Source organism: Amycolatopsis sp. DG1A-15b, from assembly GCF_030285645.1.
Taxonomy (GTDB): domain Bacteria; phylum Actinomycetota; class Actinomycetes; order Mycobacteriales; family Pseudonocardiaceae; genus Amycolatopsis.
On record NZ_CP127296.1, the window covers coordinates 4,667,631 to 4,687,500 of the forward strand.

Here is a 19,870-nt window from a genome sequence, read left to right on the forward strand (position 1 = left end):
GCCGCCAGCATATCCCACTGCTGCGGATCCGCGCGCTGTGACATGCCCGAGACGCCGGATCCGGCCGCGGCCACCCGTGCGGGTGAGGTCAGGCCGCGACCTTCAGCCGGGGCCGGCCGGTGAGCGCCCGGCTCCCGGGCAGCCGCCGCAGGACCTCCACGATCAGGACGGTCAGGACGATCGTCCCGCCGTAGATGATCACGCTCAGCCACGGCGCGCCGAACCGCTCCGCGACGTGCGGGATCGCCGGCCCGAGCAGCGCCAGGGCGAGCGGGTGCACCAGGAAGATGCTGAACGACCGGTTCGCCGCCCACGAGACCACCCGGGCCCCGCGGCTGCCTTCCCGGCGGCGCGCCGCCCACCTCGTCGCCAGCGCGTAGATCGCGGCGATGACGGTGAGGAACCACGGGATCAGGTACGGCTGGAACGGGTCGCTGGCCACCTGCGGAAAAGTTCCACTGTGGACAGTGTGGAAGTAGAACCACTCGGTGCCGCCCAGCACCGCCACGAACGCGCCGCCGAGCAGCAGCCGGTGCCGCCCCGCCCAGGCGTGCACGGTCTCGAAGTGCATGGCCACCACGGCGCCGAACAGCGTGTAGAACTGGTACGGCAGGATCGTGCCGTACAGGTGGGTGATCGTCTCGTAGCTCACGCCGAGCGGCTGGTAGGTCATGAACAGCGTGACGCCGACCTGCACCAGCCCGCTGCCGAGCAGCAGCCACTTGTGCTTGCCCTCGGTCGCCCGCAGCAGCTTCATCAGCGCCGGGAACAGCAGGTAGACCTGCATCGTCACGAGCAGGAAGTACAGGTGGTACCAGGCGCCGCCGGTGATGAGGTCCTTGAGCAGCAGGCGCATCGACGCTTCGAGCGAGCCCGGCTGCTGCTCCCCGGTCACCAGGCCGTAAGCCCAGAAGAACATCGACCACGCGAGGTAGGGCGTGGCGACCAGCGGGAGCCGCCGTCGCCAGAAGTCACCCGCGGTGAACTCGCGGCGGCGGTTCTGGAACACCAGCACGAACCCGGTGAGCGCGAAGAAGGCTTCCCGGGTGAAGTGCAGCGGCGTCTCGACGGCGTTGGCGCCGACGTCCTGCGCGAAGTTCGTCGCGCCCACCACGTGGATGAGGATTACGCAGGCGAACGTGATCAACCGGAAGAGGTCGATCTGGTGGAGGTAGGGCGCTTTGCCGCCCGGTCTCGTAGCGTGGGCGGGGGCCTCGAGCGTGGCCTGGGCAGTGGTCATCGTGCCGCCGATCCGGCACCGTCGTCGGCGTGGTTCACGTTGTCAGACTTGCCACCCATTCTGTGAATTTCCCATGAAGCCGCTGGGAAGCGCCTGTTGAGCGGGTGGTTCCGGGCTGTCGGATATGCCACTCCCGCTCAAGGAGCGAGGGCCCCGCGATCATGTTAACGCGTGAGCTGTCCGGTACGCAGCGTGACCTTCGTCATCAAGCTGTGACCTGCGGAAAGAGCGACCTCAGCGTGACGTCCCGATTGACACGCACGTGCTCCACCGCGGACGCCTTGGCACGCTCCGCGTCACCCGACGCGATGGCCTCGTAGAGCCGGCGGTGCTCGTCGAGCAGCTCGGCCCAGTGCTCGTTCTGGCTCGTGAGCCAGCGCAGCCTGCCTTCCAGAGGCTGGAGCATCGTGGTGAGCAGCGCGTTGCCGGCGATGGCGACGATCTCGTCGTGGAAGCGCGAGTTCAGCACGGTGATCCGGGCCGCGTCGCCGCGGGCCGTGGCGCGGGCGGCGTCGGCGAGGACGCGGTCGAGGCGCTTGAGCTCGGCGGCGCCCGCGCGTTCGGCGGCGAGCCCCGCGGCCAGCCCTTCGAGCGCCTCGCGGACGTCGAACAGCTCCTCGACGTCGACCCGCGCCAGCTGCCGGACCACAACCCGCCGCGGCGATTGGACGACGAGGAACCCTTCGGCCTCCAGACTGCGGATGGCCTCGCGGACCGGCACCCGGGAGACCCCGAGGTCGTCGGCCAGCTCGCGCTCGACCAGCCGGTCACCCGGGCGGAGCCGGCCGGTCAGGATCCGTTCGCGCAGCTCCTCGCGCACCCGCTGCCGCGTGGCCGCGAGGGGTTGCCGCTCGTCCACCGCGCCCCCTCCTTCAACACCGCCGTAACCGGCCGTAACACGAGTTTATCGGCCGGAAGGTTGACTCGGGCGGACGCCGGGGTGATATTTGGGATTCCAAAGTTTGGTATCCCAAATCGCCGTCCCTGCACGTCGATCGGAGGGCCCGCATGACCGCCGCCCCGCTCACCGAACCTTCGCACGAGACGACCACCCCGCCGGACTCCCGGCTCTGGAATGAAGACCTCGCCCCCGCGAAAGAACGCCGGTGGAAGGTCTACGACATCTTCGCGCTGTGGATGTCCGACGTGCACAACCTCGGCAACTACACCTTCGCGGCCGGTCTGTTCGTGCTCGGGCTGTCGGCGTGGCAGGTGTTCACCGCGCTGCTGTTCGGGTTCGTCATCATCTACGCCGGGATGAACCTGATGGGCCGGATCGGCCAGCGCACCGGCGTGCCGTTCCCGGTCGTGGCGCGGATCAGCTTCGGCACGTTCGGCGCCAACCTGCCCGCGCTGATCCGGGCGGTCATCGCGATCTTCTGGTACGGCATCCAGACCTACCTCGCCAGCGTGGCCATCACGCTGCTCGTGCTCGCCATCGACCCGGGCCTGAAACCCCTGACCGAACACGGTTTCCTCGGCCTGCACGCCCTCGGCTGGATCTGCTTCGTCGCGCTGTGGGCGGTCCAGGCGCTGATCCTCACCCGCGGCATGGAGTCGGTGCGCAAGTTCCAGGACTGGTGCGGCCCGGCGATCTGGGTCGTGATGATCGCGCTCGCGGTCTGGATCCTCGCCGCCGGGCACTGGAACATCTCCTTCACCAGCAGCCCGAAGCAGCTGTCCACCGGCGAGCAGATCCGGCAGTGGTTCGGCGCGGCCGGGCTCATCCTGGCCACCTACGGCACGCTCATGCTCAACTTCTGCGACTTCTCGCGGTTCGCCCCGGACCAGAAGACCGTGCGGCGCGGCAACTTCTGGGGCCTGCCGATCAACTCGACGGCGTTCGCGCTGCTGTCGGTGGTCGTCACCGCGGGCAGCATGCAGGTGTTCGGCGAAGCGATCACCGACCCGGCCGAGCTGCTGTCCAAGGTGCACAACACGCCGGTGCTCATCGTCGGCGCGCTGACGTTCGCGGTGGCGACCATGGGCGTCAACATCGTCGCCAACTTCGTCTCCCCGGCCTACGACCTGGCCAACATCTGGCCGAAGCGGATCAGCTTCACCGTCGGCGGGATGATCAGCGCGGTCGCGGCCCTGTGCGTGCTGCCGTGGAAGCTGTACTCCTCGCCGGCGGTGGTCAACTACTTCCTCGGGGGGCTCGGCGCGTTCCTCGGCCCGCTGTTCGGGATCATGATCGTCGACTACTACCTGATCCGGCGCGGCAAGGTCGACGTCGCCCAGCTGTTCGTCGACGGCGGGATCTACCCGCGCGTCAACCCGCGGGCGCTGGTGACGTTCTTCCCGACGGCCGCATTGTCCGCCGTCATCGCGCTGGTGCCGTTCTTCGCGCCGGCCGCGCCGTACTCCTGGTTCATCGGCACGGCGTCGTCGGCTGCGTTGTACTTCGCGGTGTCGAGGAAGCATCGATGAGGATCGTCGTCACCAACTGCAACACCACCGAGGCGATGACGAAGGAGATCGAAGCCGGGGCCCGCGCGGCCGCGAGCCCCGGCACCGAGATCCTCGCCCGGACGCCACGCTGGGGCCCGGAGTCCGCCGAAGGCTGGCTGGACAGCTTCCTGTCCGCCGCGGCCGTGCTGGACCTGCTGCGGGGCCTGGACGAACCGTTCGACGCCGTCGTGCTCGCCGGGTTCGGCGAGCACGGCCGCGAGGGCGCGCGCGAGCTGCTGGACGTCCCGGTCGTCGACATCACCGAGGCCGCCGCGCACCTGGCCTGCCTGCTCGGCCGCCGCTACGGCGTGGTGACCACTTTGGACCGGACGTGCGGGCTGATCGAGGACAGCCTGCACGCCGCCGGGGTCGCGCAGAACTGCGTGACGGTCACCGGCGCCGGGCTCGGCGTGCTGGAGCTGACCGACGGACGCCGGACCGAGTCGGCGTTGCTCACCGCCGGCCGCCGCGCGCGGGACGCCGGGGCGGAGGTGCTGGTGCTCGGCTGCGCGGGGATGACCGGGCTGGACCGGAAGATCGCGACGATGCTGGACATTCCCGTCATCGACGGCGTTGCGGCCGCCGTCCGGCTCGCGGAATCCCTCGTGGCACTGGGGTTGAAGACGAGCCGCGCGGGGTCGTACGCGCGGCCGATCGACAAGCACCGCACCTGGCCCACGGATTGACACCTGCCTTCCGGGGACGTCAGAATCCCTGCAGCCGTACCGCCGCCCGGTGACGAGTGGGGATTTTGACGTCCCCGAAAGGGCGGTCGAAGTGCGAAGGGTTTTGGGCGCACTGGCGTTGTCGGTGAGCATGGTCCTGGTCCCGGTGAGCGGGACGGCGGTGGCCGCGTCCTCGCCGCACACCACGGATTCTTTCGGGGGTCCGGGTGGCGGAGCGCCGCACACCATCGTCACCGACGGCGCCAAGCTCGCGAACATCAAGCAGGCGATCCGCGGCGGCCACGCGGGCAAGGCCCAGCGCGACGCGCTGAAAGCGGTGCTGGACAAGGCGAACACCGCGCTCACGGCCGGACCGTGGTCGGTCGTGGACAAGCCGTCCGCGCCGCCGAGCGGCGACAAGCACGACTACACGAGCCAAGCGCCCTACTGGTGGGCGAGCCGGCCGAAGACGCCGGAGAACCCGCAGGGCTGCCCGTACGTCAGCAAGGACGGCCAGCGCAACCCGGAGGCCGACGCGATCACCGACCACACCTACCGGATGTGGGCCTGGGACGCGATGTACTACCTCTCGCTGGCCTGGTACTACACCGGGGACGCGAAGTACGCGAAGCGGGCGGCGCTGGACATCCGGACGTGGTTCCTCGACCCGGCCACCCGGATGAACCCGAACATGACGTACTCGCAGATCGTGCCGTGCCGCGACACCGTCAGCGGCACCGGGATCATCGACTCCACCCAGTCGTTCAGCCAGCTGATGGACGCGTTCGCGCTCCTCGACGGCGGCGCGCCGGGCTGGACCGGGAAGGACCGCTCCGGGATCAAGGCCTGGCTGACGCGGTACCTGAGCTGGATGCAGACCAGCCCGCAGGCCAAGCTGGAACTGGCCGCCACCAACAACCACGGCACCTTCCTCGACATGCAGAACGCGACCATCTCGGCCTACCTGGGCAAGCGTTCCGAAGCGAAGAAGATCGTGCTCGACGCGGAGCAGAAGCGCTTCCCGGTGCAGTTCGCCGCCGACGGCAGCCAGCCGCTCGAGCTCTCGCGCACGATGTCGTGGCACTACGTCAACTTCAACCTGACGGCGTGGGGCCGGCTGGCGGAGGTCGGAAAGAACCTGGGCGTCGACGTCTGGAAGTACCGGGCGGCGAACGGCGTGACGCTGCGGAAGGTCGTCGACCAGCTGATCCCGGCCGCGCTGCACGGCGCGCCGGCGTGGCCGCACCAGCAGATCGGCGTGTTCGACCAGTCGATCGCGGCGGACATCTTCCACGCGGCGGCCGAGGAAGCCCACGACGCGGACGCGGCGGCGGCGCTCAAGCAGATGCCGTTGCCGGCGGGCGGCGACACGTGGCCGGTGCGGGTGTCCTGCTTCCCGCTCGACCCGCCCCTCAAGTAAGTGCAGTGGGCCGGGGTCAGTTCCCGGCCGGTGCGGTGACGCCCGGTGCCGGGGCCTGCGCGTTGCCCGCCACGCCGTAGCGGCCCGCGCCGCCGTCGAGCTGTTCCTTCAACGCGAGCACCGTGCTCACCCGGCCCGCCGAGGTGTCCGCGTTGTCCACTGTGGACAGGATCGACGTCGCCGCGGTGTCCGCCCGGACCACGCCCAGCGCGCCGGTGCCGTCCGCGGAACCGGCGTCGCCCGCCAGGACCGCGCCCGCACCGCCGCGGTCGAGCTGCGTCGCGAACCGGGCGATCGTCGCCGCGCGGTCGCCGGCACCGTCGCCGGTCGCCTGGGCGCCCGTGAGCACGATCGCCAGCTGCGCCGGCTTGGCGTCCTGGCTCGCCTTGACGAATCCACCGTCGGTGAGGCCGCTCAACGCGGCCGCCAGCTCCTCGCCCGACGACTGCGGTTTCGCCGTCGTCTTGTCCAGCAGCAGCACCGAACCGAGCAGCGCGCCGGCGAGCGTGCCCGAGTCGCCCGCGGTCGGGAACTTCGAACCGGCCGGCTGCAGCCGCGTGACGACGTCGCGGAGCTGGTCGGACTTCCCGGGGTCGGCGAACGCCGACGTCAGCTGCACCTCGCCGGTCACCGAAGCCCCGGCCTGGCCGATCAGCTGCTTGAGCGCGTCCCGGTCGGCCGGGCGCGCGTCTTCGGTGGTCACCAGCACCACCGACCGCTTGTCGAGCACGCCGGCGACGACCTTCGGGCCCATCGAGCCGGCGAAGGCGTCGGCGTCGGTCAGCCGGGCGTTGAGCGCGTTGCGCTGCGCCTCCAGGTCGGCGACCTGGCTGCCGAGGTCCTTCTTCTCCCCGGCCAGGCCGGACAGCAGCGTGCCGTTGAGCGCCGTGGAGCCGAGCACGACGCCGACGGCCAGCGCGAGGAAGCAGGCGGCGATGGAAACTACGTGGTAGCGCAGCGAAATCACGTGAACAATCCCTTGACCCAGGCGAAGAGCGAATTCCAGGTGTGCCGGAGCCAGTCGAGGTAGACCGAGCCCACATCGGACACCAGCAGCGCCGCGGCGACCACCACCACGGCGGCGAGGACGAGCAGGACGACCGCGCCGATCGACACCCGGTTGCGGTGCAGCGTCGCCACCGCCTTGCCGTCGACGAGTTTCGTGCCCAGCTTCAGCCGCGTCAGGAACGTCGACGGGTTCGAACCGGACCGGCCGTGGTCGAGGAATTCGCGCAGCGTGGCCTGGAAGCCGACGGTGACGACCAGGCTCGCGCCGTGCGCGTCGGCCAGCAGCAGGGCGAGGTCTTCGGCGTTGCCGGACGCGGGGAACGTCACCGCGCCGATGCCGAGGTCCTGGATGCGCTCGACCCCGGGCGCGTGCCCGTCGGGCTGGGCGGGCACGACGACCTCGCCGCCGCCGCGCAGGGTCGCGGTGCCGATGCCGGTGGGATCGCCGACGACGACGTCCGGCTGGTAGCCCTGCACGCGCAGGGTGTCGGCGCCGGCGTCGACGCCGATGAGCACCGGGCGGTGCTCGACGATGTACTTCTTGAGCTTCTTCAGGTCCTCGGCGTGCCCGTTGCCGCCCGCGACGACCAGCACGTGCCGGTCCCGCAGCGGCACCTTCAGCTCGGGGACGCCGACGCCGTCGAGGATCAGGGTGCGCTCGCGGCGCAGGAACTCGATGGTGTTGGCCGAGAACGCCTCCAGCTGCGTCGACATCCCGGCCTTGGCCTCGATCATCTGGTCGGCGACGCTCTCGACGGTCTGCTCGATGCCGGAGGCGACCTGCCGTTCGCCGATGTAGACGATGCCGTCGAGCAGCCGCAGCTTCGTACCGTCCTTGATCGAGCGCAGCAGCTCGCCGCCGACCGAGTCGACGAGCGGGATGCCGGCCGCGACGAGGATCTCCGGGCCCATGTTGGGGAACCGGCCGGAGATCGACGGCGACGCGTTGACCACGCCCGCGACCTCGGCCTCGACCAGGGCGTCGGCCGTCGCGCGGTCGAGGTCCAGCTGGTCGAGCACGACGATGTCGCCGGGACTGATCCGGCGCAGCAGCTCCCGGGTGCGGCGGTCGACCCGGGCGACCCCGGTGATCCCCGGCAGGGGTTCTTGATTCCGCGTGAGCAGACCCGTGAGCTTCATGTGGCCGATGGTGACAAATTTGCTCGTGGGACGAGGTACGCCACGCCGTAGCCGCCGTGACTCATTGTGGTGAGCCCCGTCGCCATCCCCCGCGCGGGTCAGGCCTCGGACTCCTCCGACAGCGAACCGAAATCGAGGTTCAGCCAGGGACTGGCCGGATCCTGAAGGAGCTGGTGGTGGACGCGCACGGCCGCCGGGTACCACTCGCCGAACTCATCCTCGCCGGCGTGCAGCACCCGGCCCATGACGTACCCCGCCGACAGGTCGGCCCATGACTGGTGGTAGCGGCGGGCGAGTGACCCGGCTTCGAGCACCATCAGCTCGGCGCTCAGCGCGTCGCAGTACCCGGCCGCCAGGCCACCGCGGGCGATGGTGACCGCGCGGCCGACGTCCCAGGACAGCGCCGTCGTCACGCAGCCGTCCGGGTCGACCAGCCCGTCGGCGCGCAGCCGCCGCTCGTACCGGGACACCCGGCGGACGGTGTCCCGCAGCTCGTCGGCCTGGTCCGCGGCGTCGTTCTCCGTGCACCACCGGTCCACCAGCTGCGCCCAGGTCATCGGATCGAACTCGGCGCCCGGCAGCCCGTACTCGGCGGCGAACCGCAGGCGCAGCATGAGGACCAGGTTGCCCGGCGTCAGCGCGTAGCCGTCGCCGATCAGGTCGGTCATGGTCGCGCGCCAGCCGGGCGGGTCGGGCACGCCCCACCAGTCCCGCAGGCTCCGCACCTCGGCGACGTAGTCGTGGTAGCGGCCGTCGAGGAGGTTCCAGGGCGCCGCGTTGAGCACGGCCAGGTGCGCGCCGCAGGCCAGCGCGTGCGCGATCGGCCCTTCGAGGTGCCCGTACGGCGCGGTGATCAGCCGCTCGACCTGCTCATCGAGCGGCGTGACGTCGCCCGCGTGCGCGTCGAGCCACGGCTGGAGCGTCGCCCCCGGCAGCCGCCACTCGCCGCGGGTGCCGCGGTTGAACACCACGCGCTCGTGCCGCCCGACGCCGTCGACCGCCCAGTCGAGCGCGCCGCTCATGGCCACGATGTCCTGGTCGAAGTCCGGCAGCGCGCCGCGGGTGAAGACCTGCAGGAACTCGTCGCCGCCGGTCTCGAAGTAGACGTTCGGGAAGGTCTCCGCCCGCTCGTCGAGGATGCTGCGGGCGTCCACCCGCCGGATCGGGACGAACAGCTCCTCGCTGGCGAGGAGGCCGAGGTAGCGGTCGAGGTCGCCGTCCCGCCGCGCGGCGGCGAGCTGGGCTTCGACATCGGCGGGCGGCGGCAGGATCACGGGGCGGCTCCCTCCGCTCGGCCGGTCAGCACGACGAGCTTGCCCGCCGTCCGGTTGTGCTCCAAGTCGTCGTGCGCCTGCCGGATCTCCGTCATCGGGTACACCTTGGCCGGGCCGAGGCTGGTGGTGCCGTCGGCGATCCGGTCGAGGTGGCGCTGGAGGACGGAGGCGGGCAGGTCGTCCGCCTCACCACCATAAGCGGTCAACCGCACCCCGGCGGGAAGGTATCCGATCGGATAGAAGTTCGAGATCGTCCACTGATTGGACAGCATGCCGGTGAAGCAGACGGTCCCGTGCACGCGGGTGGCGTTCAGGGTGTCCGGCAGGGTCGGGGTGCCGACCAGTTCGAGTGCGGCGTCGATGCCGCCGGGCGCGATCTTCCGGACCTGCTCCGCGACGTTCCCGTCGTCCAGCAGCGGGTGGTCGACGCCGTGTTCGCGCAGGGTTTCGATTCGTCCGGGCTGCCGGGTGGTCGCGAAGACGGTGGCGCCGAGGTCTTTCGCCAGGGTCGCGGTGGCGAACCCGAGCGCGGACGTGCCCCCGCGGATCAGCAGCGTCTGGCCTTCCTTCAGGTCGAGGCCGGTGGTGAGCGAACCGAACGCGGTCTGCAGCGTTTCCGGGACCTGGCCGATGACCTCCCACGGCAGGTCGGAGCGGAACGGGATGACCTGGTTCACCGGCACGAGCGTGTATTCGGCGTAGCCGCCGTCGAACGTGCGGCCCATGCCGCCCATCATGGTGGCGACCTGCTGCCCTTCGGCGAGGGTTCCGCTGGGATCGGCATCGACGATCCCGACGGCCTCGATGCCCGGCACGCGCGGGAAGGTCACGCCTTCGGCGAGCCCGAGCCGGGTGTGCAGCTCGGACCGGTTGAGGCCGAACGCCTTGACGGCGATCCGGATCCAGCCGGGTTTCACCTCGGGCAGCGGGAGTTCGGTGAGTTCGAGGTTTTCGACGGGACCGGGTTCCCGGAGTACCACCGCGCGCATCCCTGAGTCCTTTCTTCGCAAGCGAACAGTCCGCACAACAACTGTCCGTGCGAGTACTATTCCCGGGGTGAGCCTGTCCCGAGAGCACGACGCGGCCTGGCGGGGATTCCTGCGGTCCTCCGCGCTGCTGCTGCGGGTCCTCGACGCCGAGCTGCGCGCCGCACACGGGATGTCGCACCGCACGTACGACGCCTTGGTGCAGCTGTCGGAGGCCCCGGAGCGGCGGCTGCACATGAAGGACCTGGCCGACGCACTGGTGCACAGCCCGAGCGGCCTGACGCGCCTGGTCGACGGCCTCGAGCAGGCCGGCTATGCGCGCCGTGAGGTCGACCCGGCCAACCGCCGCGCGACCCTGGTGGTGCTGACCCCGGCCGGGCTCGCGGCGCTCGAGGCGGCCTGGCCCACGCACGTGCGAGGAGTGGAGCGGCACTTCGCGGGCCAGATGAGCGAAGAGCAGGCCCGGGTGCTGGCCGATGTGTTCGGCGCCATCCGCACCAGCCTCGGCGACTGAGCGGCTACTTCTTCTTGGCGGCGCGCTTCTTCTTCGGCTCGAACTCCGTCTTGTCCTTCTCCGCCGTCGCCAGCAGTTCCTCCGCGTGCGCCCGGCCCGTCTCGTTGTCCATGCCCGCGAGCATCCGGGCCAGCTCACTGACCCGCTCGGTCTGGCTCAGGTTCTTCACACCGCTTCGCGTGACCCCGCCCGTGTGGCCCTTGTCCACCACCAGGTGCTGGTCCGCGAACGCCGCCACCTGCGGCAGGTGCGTCACCACCAGGACCTGGTGGGTGCGGGCCAGCCGGGCCAGCCGGCGGCCGATCTCGACCGCCGCGCGGCCGCCGACACCCGCGTCGACCTCGTCGAACACCAGCGTCTGGACCGTGTCCGCGTGCGCCAGGACCACCTCGATCGCCAGCATGACCCGCGACAGCTCGCCGCCCGACGCGGCTTTGTGGACCGGCAGCGGCGGCGCGCCGTCGTGCGCGCGCAGCAGGAGCTCGACGTCGTCGACGCCGTCCGGGCCCGCGTGCACCGCGCGGCCGTCGATGGTCAGGGCGTGCGTGTCGCCGTGCTCGGCCGGGCGCTGCTCGACCGTCACCTCGATCGCCGCCTGGCCCATCGCCAGCCCGGACAGCTCACTGGTGATTTCCGCCGCCAGCGATGCGGCCGCGTCGACCCGCGCCGCCGACACCTCGGACGCGTGCGCGGCCAGCTGGATGGCGAGCTGGTCGCGCCGCAGCGCCAGCTCGGCGAGCGCCTCCTCCGACGTGTCCATGGTTTCCAGCCGGCGCCGGGCGTCGTCGGCCCAGGCGAGCACGCCGTCGACGTCCGCCGCGTACTTGCGGGTCAGCCGCTTCAGGTCGGACTGGCGGGCGAGCACCTTCTCCAGCAGTGCCGGGTCGGCGTCCAGCGTCTCGACGTAGTTGCCGAGCTCGGCCCCGACGTCGGCGAGCAGCACCGACGCTTCCTCCAGCCGCGGCGCCAGTTCGCGCAGCGCGGCGTCCTCCGCCGTCGAAAGCCGGCGCAGCGCCTCGGAGACCAGCCCGGCCGCGCCCGGGGCGTCCGGCTCGCCGTCCGGGGAGCCGGACACCGCGGCGTGCGCCTCGGTCGCCGCCGCGCGCAGCTCGTCGACCGCCGCGAGCCGCTTGATCTGCTCGGTGAGCTCGACGTCCTCGCCCGGCTCCGGCGCGACCGAGTCGATCTCGGTCAGCCCGTGCTTGAGCAGGTCGGCCTGCTGGGCCATCTCCCGCGAGCGGGTCGACCGCTCGGTCAGCTCGGCGATCACCGCCAGCCACTCCGACCGGATCTCCTGGTACGCGCGCAACGGCTTCGCCACCGCGTCGCCGGCGAACCGGTCGATCACCGCACGCTGCTCGGCGGGCCGCAGCAGCCGCAGCTGGTCGTTCTGCCCGTGCACCGCGATCAGCTGCTCCGACAGCTCCGCGAGCACGCCGACCGGCACGGACCGGCCGCCGAGGTGGGCGCGGGACCGCCCGTCGACAGCGACCGCCCGCAGCGCGATCACACTGCCGTCCTCGTCCACGTCCGCGCCCGAATCGACGACGATCCGCTCGGCGCCTTCGACGCCGGAGTAGGTGAACCGCCCTTCGACGAACGCCTTGAGCATTCCCGTCCGGACCTTGGACACCTCGGCTCGGCCCCCGGACAGCAGGTGCAGCCCGGTGACGACCATGGTCTTGCCCGCACCCGTCTCACCGGTCACGACGGTGAAGCCCGCGTGCAGTTCCAGCAGGGCGTCCTCGATGACTCCGAGGCCCTGGATGCGCATCTCGGCCAGCACGCCGCCTACGGTAGCGGCCACCACCGACACTCTGCGCGCCCGCTACCCCGGCGAGTCGCCGATATGTTCGATTTCCGCGCCGAGCGGAGCTATTCCACCGGCCGCGCGTGCCGTTCGCGCCAGCTCTTCACCGGCAGCGAGAACTTCTGCACCAGGCGATCGGTGAACGGCCCGTCCCACAGCCGGACCAGCCGCACCGGGGTCTTGCCGCAGGTCACGCGCACCCGCGCACCCGGCAGCAGATCGATCGGCCGGGTCCCGTCGCAGGTCAGCACCGCCGACGAGCCGTCCGGGTCGATCCCGACGGTGATCACCGAGTCGCGCGAGACGACCAGCGGGCGCGCGAACATCGCGTGCGCGTTGCTCGGCACCACCAGCAGCGCCTGGACGTCCGGCCAGATGATCGGGCCGCCCGCCGAAAACGCGTACGCGGTCGAGCCGGTCGGTGTGGCGCACAGCACACCGTCGCAGCCGAAGGCGGACACCGGGCGGCCGTCGACCTCGATCAGCGCGTCCAGCACCCGCTCCCGGGTGCTCTTCTCCACGCTGGCTTCGTTGAGCGCCCAGGTGCGGGCGACCTCTTCGCCGTCGTGGGTGACCGTGACGTCGATGGTCATCCGCTCTTCGACCTGGTAGTCGCCGTCGACCACCCGCTGGACGGTGTCGGCCAGGGCGTCGGAGTCGGCTTCGGCGAGGAAGCCGACGCGCCCGAGGTTCACGCCCAGCACCGGCACCCCGGCGGGCCGGGCGAGCTCGGCCGCGCGCAGCAGCGTGCCGTCACCGCCGAGGACGAAGATCAGCTCGACGCCGTCGGTGGGGTTGCCGTCCGCGCCGACGACGGTGCACCTCGACCCGACACCGTGCTCGTCCGGGTTGATGAGCGCGCAGACGTCCTCCTCGATCACCCGGATCCGGATACCGGCCTTGGCGAAGCGCGCCGAAACCTCGCGCGCGGCCTCGCCCGTCGCTTCACGATCGGGGTGCACCATGAGGAGCACTTCACGTTCGGTGGTCATGCGGGCCCTTCCTCGACGGCGGTTCGGACGAGCCGCTCGGCCTCAGACCTGTTTACCGCGTCCACAGTGGACTCGGCCACGTGATCTTTCTTCAGCCACACGAAGTACTCGACGTTCCCGGACGGCCCGGGCAGCGGGCTGGCGGTCACGCCGCGCAGCGCGAGCCCGAGTTTCGCGGCCTCGTCGATGACGGTGAGCACCGATTCCGCCCGCAGCTGCGGGTCCCGGACCACGCCGCCGCTGCCGAGGCGGTCCTTGCCCACCTCGAACTGCGGCTTCACCATCGGCACCAGATCGGCGCCGTCGCGCGCGCAGGCCGCGAGCGCGGGCAGCACGAGCTTGAGCGAGATGAACGAGAGGTCGCCGACGACGAGGTCGACTTGCCCGCCGAGGTCGCCGGGTGTGAGGTTGCGGACGTTCGTGCGATCCATGACCACTACACGTTCGTCGGTGCGGATCCGCCAGTCGAGCAGCCCGCGGCCGACGTCGGCGGCGATCACGGTGGCCGCGCCGTTCCGGAGCAGGACGTCGGTGAAGCCGCCGGTGGACGCGCCCGCGTCGAGGCAGCGCTTGCCCTCGACGCTCAGGTCCGTGAACGCTTCGAGGGCGCCGAGGAGCTTGTGCGCGCCGCGCGAGGCCCAGCCGGGGTCGTCTTCGTCCTTGACGACGATCGGCGCGCCGGACTCCACGCCGGTGGCGGGTTTGGTCGCGACCATGCCGCGGACGGTGACCTTGCCGCCGGCGATCAGGGCCGAGGCCTGCTCGCGCGAGCGGGCGAGGCCGCGCCGGACCAGTTCCGCGTCGAGGCGGGCCCGCTTGGGCACGCCGATCAGACCTTGTCGATGCTGGACAGGGCGACCGTCAGCTCGGTGTGCACGGCGTCGAAGCGCTCGACGTGCTCCGCGAGCGGCAGCGCGTCCAGGTCGTCCAGCCCGGCGACGGCTTCGTCGATGCCGGCCCGCGGGTCGGTCTGCTGCGAGAACGAACCGGGCGGCGGGCCCGGGACGGGATAGGGATGGTCCTGCACAGTGCAAACGGTATCAGTCAGCTGTCGCCCAGCCGCGCTTCGGCGTCCGCGCCGAGCTCCGTGACGCCGGTTTCCCAGGCCGCGTGGCAGAAGGCTCGAAGCAGGTCCAGGTCGTCGCCGTCACCCGTCGCGGCGAGGACGCCGTCCTCGGTGGTGACTGTCCAGCCCGGCCGCGGACCGATTTTGAGGTCTTCGGCCGCTTCGGTGAGCGCCGTGAGGTCGCGGGCGAGGTAGGTGCCCCGCTCGGCCGGGATCGCCTCGATCAGCTGCTTCGGCGTCGCCACGCCGGACAGGACGACCAGGGAGTCGATGCCCGCGGCGACCGCCCCGGCGATGTCGGTGTCGAGCCGGTCGCCGACGACCAGAGGCCGCTCCGCGCCGGCCGAGCGCGCGGCGGTGTCGAACAGCAGCGGCTGCGGCTTGCCTGCGACCAGGGGTTCGACGTCGGTGGCGGTGCGCAGCGCGGCGACCATCGAGCCGTTGCCGGGCAGCAGGCCGCGCTCGCTGGGCAGCGTCGCGTCGACGTTGCAGGCCACCCACAGCGCGCCGGCGCGGATGGCCAGGCAGGCCTCGGCCAGCGCGGCCCAGGTGTTGTCCGGCGAGTGCCCCTGGACGACGGCCTGGACGCCGTCGCCGTTCTCCCGCACCGGCGTCAGGCCGGCCCCGGCGACTTCGGCGGCGAGCGAGTCGGTCCCGACGACGAGGACCTCGGCGCCGGGCGCGAGCCGTTCCTTCAGCAGCTGGACGCCGGCCTGGGCGCTGGTGTGCACCTCGCCGATCTCGGCGGGCATGCCGAGACCGGTGAGGTGCGCGACGACCTCGTCGGGCGCCTTCGAGGCGTTGTTCGTGACGAACCGGACGGGCGTGCCGTGCTCCCGCGCGGCCCGCACCGTCTCCGGGGCACCCGGGATCACCCGCGTGCCGTGGTAGACGGTGCCGTCGAGGTCGAAGAGGACCGCGTCGTAGGCCGCGAGGAGGGCGTCACTCATCGGTCGCTTCGGTGTCCTTTGCCTCGGCGTTCTCGTTCGACAGGTCGGCGGCGCGCTCCGCGGCGTCGGTCTCGTCCTCGGCGTCGGCCTCGGCGGCGTTGAGGAACCACCGGATGGCCTCGTCCTTGCGCCCGGCGGCCTCGAGGTTGTCGGCGTAGGCGTAGAACAGCCGCGCGCTCCACGGGTCGCGCTTCTCGGCCTTGAGGTCGTCACCCTGCAGCGAGACGACGGCGGCGTCCAGCTGCCCGAGGTCCCGCCGCGCCCCGGCCGCGACGATCGCGAGCTCGACCTGGATGGCCTTCGCGAGCTTCGCCGTGTCGGCCTCCTTCGCGAGGTCGAGGGCCCGCTCGGGACGGCCGAGCGCACGTTCGGCGTCGGCGATGATGGCGATGTGGTCGTCGCTGCGGGTCATCCGGCGGACGGCCCGCAGTTCGGAGAGGGCTTCGGACCAGTTGCCGGCGTGGTAGGCGACCAGGCCGAGGGCTTCGCGCACGATGGGCACGCGGGAGGCCTTGGCCTTCGCGTACTTGGCGTGCTCGAGGGCGGCCTCGGGATCGCTGTCGATCAGGCTCCCGGCGGCGACGAGGTGCTTCCCGACGGTCTCGGCCAAGCCCTTCGGCAGCGTCCGCAGCTCGCGGCGGGCTTCTTCGTCGAGGTCGGAGAACTCGATGTCCTCGGGGAGCTCGGGCGCTTCGAGCAGTTCCTTGGCGAGGGCTTCGTCGTCGAGCGGGGCGCCGACCTTCGGCCGCGGGTCCCGGCGAGGCCGGTCACTCTGGCTGCGGCTGTCGCGGTCGAAGCGCTTGCCGGCATCGCGGAAGCCGCCGCCGGTGCGCTCGCCACGGTTCTCCTGGCTGCCACGGCTGTCGCTGCGGGAGTCGTCGCGACGCTGGTAGCTGCCACGCGAGTCATCGCGACGGTCGCTGCCGCCACGGCCCTTGTCATCGGAACGGAAGCCGCCCGTGCTGCCGCCCCGGTCACTGCCGCCACGGCCTCGGTCATCCGAACGGAAGCCGCTCGTGCTGCCACCGCGGTCATCGCGACGGTCACTGCCACCACGGCTCCGGTCATCGGAACGGAAGCCACCGGTGCTGCCACCGCGGTCACTGCCGCCGCGGCCTCGGTCATCGGAGCGGAAGCCGCCGGTGCGGGCGCCGCGGTCGTCGTCGCGGCGCTGGTAGCCGCCACTCGAACCGTCGCGACGGTCCCGGTCGCCCGAGCGGAAACCGCCGGTGCTGCCGCCGCGGTCATCGCGGCGCTGGTAACCGCCACGGGAGTCATCGCGACGGTCGCTGCCACTCGAGCGGAAACCACCCGTCCGGGCGCCGCGCGAGTCGTCGCGGTCGCGTCCGCTGCGGCCGCGGTCGTCCGAACGGAAGCCTCCCGGGCGGCTGCCGCGGTCGTCGTCGCGGCGGCCGGAACCGCCGCGGTCCTCCCAGCGGGGCTTGCGGTCGCCGTAGGACGACTTGCCCTGCGGCCGGCCGCCCCGGTCTTCGTAGCCACGGCCCGAGCTGTCGTTGCGGGTGCCCGAACGGCTGTTGCCCCGGTCCTCGTACCGGCTCCCCGGCCGGCCGGCGCCACGGTCGTCGGAGCGGCCGCCGCCGGAGCGGCTGGGGCCGTCGGAGAAGCGGCTGCCACCCGGCCGGCTGCCGGAGTCGCGGTTGCCGTAACCGCCCTTGCGGTCGTCACGGTCGCTGAAGCTCCGGCCGCCGGTGCGGCTCTGACCTGCGGTTCCTCCGCGCTGGTCGCGGTCGCGGGGCCCGTCGCCGCCGCGGAAGGGCTTGCCGCCGCCGCGGACACCGTGGTCGTCACGGCGCGGCCGTCCCTGGTGAGTGCTGTCGCGGCCGCCGCGGTCCTGCCGCGCGCCGCGCCGGTCTCCCCCGGATCCGTCCGACCGGCCCCGGGAGCCTTCGTCCCGGCGTGCCGACCGGCCGGACCCATCATCGCTTGAGTCTCGTCGACCGAACTCGGACACCTGGCCTCCTGCCATGGAAAAATCTTGTTCTGGACATACGCGTACGGCCCGTCAGGGCAGCCAACTGGCTATCCTAACGGGCCGTACGGAAGGTAAGTTCGGCGGTGTCCTACTCTCCCACAACCCTTCGGTTGCAGTACCATCGGCGCTGTCAGGCTTAGCTTCCGGGTTCGGAATGGGACCGGGCGTTTCCCTGACGCTATAACCACCGAAACACTACGAAACAACACACACCATGAACACTGTTCACCGGTGTGGTGTTTCAGAACCGTAGAGTGGATGCGTAACATCTTCGTAGGCAAGTCCTCGGCCTATTAGTACCAGTCAACTCGACAACACATTACTGTGCTTCCATTTCTGGCCTATCAACCCAATGGTCTGTTGGGGGCCTTAACCCACATGGGGTGGGATACCTCATCTTGGAACAGGCTTCCCGCTTAGATGCCTTCAGCGGTTATCCCTTCCGAACGTGGCCAACCAGCCATGCCCTTGGCAGAACAACTGGCACACCAGAGGTTCGTCCGTCCCGGTCCTCTCGTACTAGGGACAGCCTTCCTCAAGTATCCTACGCGCGCGGCGGATAGGGACCGAACTGTCTCACGACGTTCTAAACCCAGCTCGCGTGCCGCTTTAATGGGCGAACAGCCCAACCCTTGGGACCTACTCCGGCCCCAGGATGCGACGAGCCGACATCGAGGTGCCAAACCATGCCGTCGATATGGACTCTTGGGCAAGATCAGCCTGTTATCCCCGGGGTACCTTTTATCCGTTGAGCGACACCCCTTCCACCAGGAGGTGCCGGATCACTAGTCCCGACTTTCGTCCCTGCTCGACATGTCTGTCTCACAGTCAAGCTCCCTTGTGCACTTGCACTCAACACCTGATTGCCAACCAGGCTGAGGGAACCTTTGGGCGCCTCCGTTACTCTTTAGGAGGCAACCGCCCCAGTTAAACTACCCATCAGGCACTGTCCCTGAACCAGATCATGGCCCGAGGTTCAGATTCCCAATTCGACCAGAGTGGTATTTCAACAACGACTCCACAGCCACTAGCGTGACCACTTCACAGTCTCCCACCTATCCTACACAAGCCGAACCGAAAACCAATACCAAACTATAGTAAAGGTCCCGGGGTCTTTCCGTCCTGCCGCGCGTAACGAGCATCTTTACTCGTAGTGCAATTTCGCCGGGCCTGTGGTTGAGACAGCCGGAAAGTCGTTACGCCATTCGTGCAGGTCGGAACTTACCCGACAAGGAATTTCGCTACCTTAGGATGGTTATAGTTACCACCGCCGTTTACTGGCGCTTAAATTCTCAGCTTCGCCCCGAAAGGCTAACCGGTCCTCTTAACGTTCCAGCACCGGGCAGGCGTCAGTCCATATACATCGTCTTGCGACTTCGCATGGACCTGTGTTTTTAGTAAACAGTCGCTTTCCGCTGGTCTCTGCGGCCACCCACCCCTAGCTTGCAAGAAGCTTCAGGATGTTTGGCCCCCCTTCTCCCGAAGTTACGGGGGCATTTTGCCGAGTTCCTTAACCACAGTTCACCCGATCGCCTTGGTATTCTCTACCTGACCACCTGTGTTGGTTTGGGGTACGGGCCGTGCATGCACTCACTAGAGGCTTTTCTCGGCAGCATAGGATCACTCTACTTCGCCTCAAACGGCTACGCATCACGTCTCAGCCTCATGGAACACGGATTTGCCTATGTTCCGGCCTACACGCTTACACCAGGACAACCATCGCCTGGCGGAGCTACCTTCCTGCGTCACCCCATCGCTTGACTACTACGAAATCAGGTCCCACGCTCCACACACACCCCTCCGTCCGAAGACATTGGGATGCGGCTTTGGGTGGTTAGTATCAAACGCCTCGTCATGGGCGCACATGCTCGGGTACGGGAATATCAACCCGTTGTCCATCGACTACGCCTGTCGGCCTCGCCTTAGGTCCCGACTTACCCTGGGCGGATTAGCCTGGCCCAGGAACCCTTGGTCATCCGGCGGCAGAGTTTCTCACTCTGCATTCGCTACTCATGCCTGCATTCTCACTCCCACACCCTCCACGACTGGCTTCCGCCGCCGCTTCCCTGGATGCAGGACGCTCCCCTACCCATCCATACCACTAGACAAGGACTTCAAGAGTCCAAGCCGATGTATTGCATGAATGACACAGCTTCGGCGGTGTGCTTAAGCCCCGCTACATTGTCGGCGCAGGACCACTTGACCAGTGAGCTATTACGCACTCTTTCAAGGGTGGCTGCTTCTAAGCCAACCTCCTGGTTGTCTGGGCAATCCCACATCCTTTCCCACTGAGCACACACTTAGGGGCCTTAGCTGGTGTTCTGGGCTGTTTCCCTCTCGACGACGAAGCTTATCCCCCGC

Annotated in this window: 16 protein-coding genes and 2 rRNA genes (1 of these 18 running past the window's edge); 4 read left to right on the plus strand and 14 right to left on the minus strand. The window is 69.8% G+C overall.

Going from position 1 to position 19,870, the window contains the following annotated elements; genetic code table 11:
- Positions 1–88: 88 nt before the first annotated feature.
- A complete protein-coding gene (locus QRY02_RS21240) occupies positions 89–1,240 on the minus strand; it encodes an acyltransferase (protein ID WP_285993271.1) in 1,152 nt (383 codons plus the stop codon).
- Between the two features lie 205 nt (positions 1,241–1,445).
- Entirely contained in the window at positions 1,446–2,099 is a 654-nt protein-coding gene (locus tag QRY02_RS21245; protein WP_285993272.1) for a GntR family transcriptional regulator, read from the minus strand.
- 149 nt (positions 2,100–2,248) lie between these two features.
- Here QRY02_RS21245 and QRY02_RS21250 point away from each other — a divergent pair, with 149 nt between their 5' ends.
- From QRY02_RS21250 to QRY02_RS21260, 3 genes are all read left to right on the plus strand, one after another.
- On the plus strand, positions 2,249–3,670 hold the full coding sequence (locus QRY02_RS21250) for an NCS1 family nucleobase:cation symporter-1 (RefSeq protein ID WP_285993273.1): 1,422 nt from the start codon (positions 2,249–2,251) through the stop codon (positions 3,668–3,670).
- Positions 3,667–4,377, plus strand: a complete 711-nt coding sequence (locus QRY02_RS21255; protein WP_285993274.1) for an aspartate/glutamate racemase family protein — start codon at positions 3,667–3,669, stop codon at positions 4,375–4,377. The genes QRY02_RS21250 and QRY02_RS21255 overlap by 4 nt, the downstream gene beginning before the upstream one ends.
- 91 nt (positions 4,378–4,468) lie before the next feature.
- Positions 4,469–5,776, plus strand: coding sequence for an alginate lyase family protein (locus QRY02_RS21260; protein WP_285993275.1), 1,308 nt, complete (start codon positions 4,469–4,471; stop codon positions 5,774–5,776).
- A 16-nt stretch (positions 5,777–5,792) separates the two neighbouring features.
- Here the strand turns inward: QRY02_RS21260 and QRY02_RS21265 are convergent, their stop codons facing one another.
- From QRY02_RS21265 to QRY02_RS21280, 4 genes are all read right to left on the minus strand, one after another.
- A complete protein-coding gene (locus QRY02_RS21265; RefSeq protein ID WP_285993276.1) occupies positions 5,793–6,743 on the minus strand; it encodes a copper transporter in 951 nt (316 codons plus the stop codon).
- Entirely contained in the window at positions 6,740–7,924 is a 1,185-nt protein-coding gene (gene steA / locus QRY02_RS21270) for a putative cytokinetic ring protein SteA (protein ID WP_285993277.1), read from the minus strand. The genes QRY02_RS21265 and steA overlap by 4 nt, the downstream gene beginning before the upstream one ends.
- A 98-nt stretch (positions 7,925–8,022) precedes the next feature.
- Positions 8,023–9,198: a DUF1266 domain-containing protein gene (locus QRY02_RS21275; RefSeq protein WP_285993278.1), complete on the minus strand. Its 1,176-nt coding sequence runs from the start codon at positions 9,196–9,198 to the stop codon at positions 8,023–8,025.
- Complete coding sequence (locus QRY02_RS21280) at positions 9,195–10,187, minus strand: zinc-binding alcohol dehydrogenase family protein (protein ID WP_285993279.1); 993 nt, start codon at positions 10,185–10,187, stop codon at positions 9,195–9,197. Before QRY02_RS21280 ends, QRY02_RS21275 begins: the two co-directional genes overlap by 4 nt.
- Positions 10,188–10,254: 67 nt before the next feature.
- Between QRY02_RS21280 and QRY02_RS21285 the strand changes: the two genes are divergently transcribed.
- Positions 10,255–10,698, plus strand: coding sequence for a MarR family winged helix-turn-helix transcriptional regulator (locus QRY02_RS21285; protein WP_285993280.1), 444 nt, complete (start codon positions 10,255–10,257; stop codon positions 10,696–10,698).
- Positions 10,699–10,702: 4 nt separating this feature from the next.
- On the opposite strand, the gene recN is transcribed toward QRY02_RS21285, so the two are convergent.
- The 8 genes from recN to QRY02_RS21325 form a co-directional block, all read right to left on the minus strand.
- Positions 10,703–12,484: a DNA repair protein RecN gene (recN, locus tag QRY02_RS21290; protein WP_285993887.1), complete on the minus strand. Its 1,782-nt coding sequence runs from the start codon at positions 12,482–12,484 to the stop codon at positions 10,703–10,705.
- Positions 12,485–12,573: 89 nt separating this feature from the next.
- Entirely contained in the window at positions 12,574–13,500 is a 927-nt protein-coding gene (locus tag QRY02_RS21295) for an NAD kinase (protein WP_285993281.1), read from the minus strand.
- Positions 13,497–14,324, minus strand: coding sequence for a TlyA family RNA methyltransferase (locus QRY02_RS21300; protein WP_285993282.1), 828 nt, complete (start codon positions 14,322–14,324; stop codon positions 13,497–13,499). The genes QRY02_RS21295 and QRY02_RS21300 overlap by 4 nt, the downstream gene beginning before the upstream one ends.
- A 5-nt stretch (positions 14,325–14,329) precedes the next feature.
- Positions 14,330–14,527 (minus strand): hypothetical protein, encoded by a 198-nt coding sequence (locus QRY02_RS21305; RefSeq protein ID WP_043774930.1) that lies wholly within the window; start codon positions 14,525–14,527, stop codon positions 14,330–14,332.
- A 17-nt stretch (positions 14,528–14,544) separates the two neighbouring features.
- Positions 14,545–15,516 carry an HAD-IIA family hydrolase gene (locus QRY02_RS21310; protein WP_285993283.1) on the minus strand — a complete coding sequence of 324 codons (972 nt, stop codon included), beginning with the start codon at positions 15,514–15,516 and terminating at the stop codon, positions 14,545–14,547.
- Complete coding sequence (locus QRY02_RS21315; protein WP_285993284.1) at positions 15,509–17,488, minus strand: hypothetical protein; 1,980 nt, start codon at positions 17,486–17,488, stop codon at positions 15,509–15,511. Before QRY02_RS21315 ends, QRY02_RS21310 begins: the two co-directional genes overlap by 8 nt.
- Positions 17,489–17,584: 96 nt before the next feature.
- Positions 17,585–17,701: ribosomal RNA gene (gene rrf, locus QRY02_RS21320) — 5S ribosomal RNA — on the minus strand.
- Positions 17,702–17,782: 81 nt separating this feature from the next.
- Positions 17,783–19,870: ribosomal RNA gene (locus tag QRY02_RS21325) — 23S ribosomal RNA — on the minus strand; it runs 1,035 nt beyond the window's last position.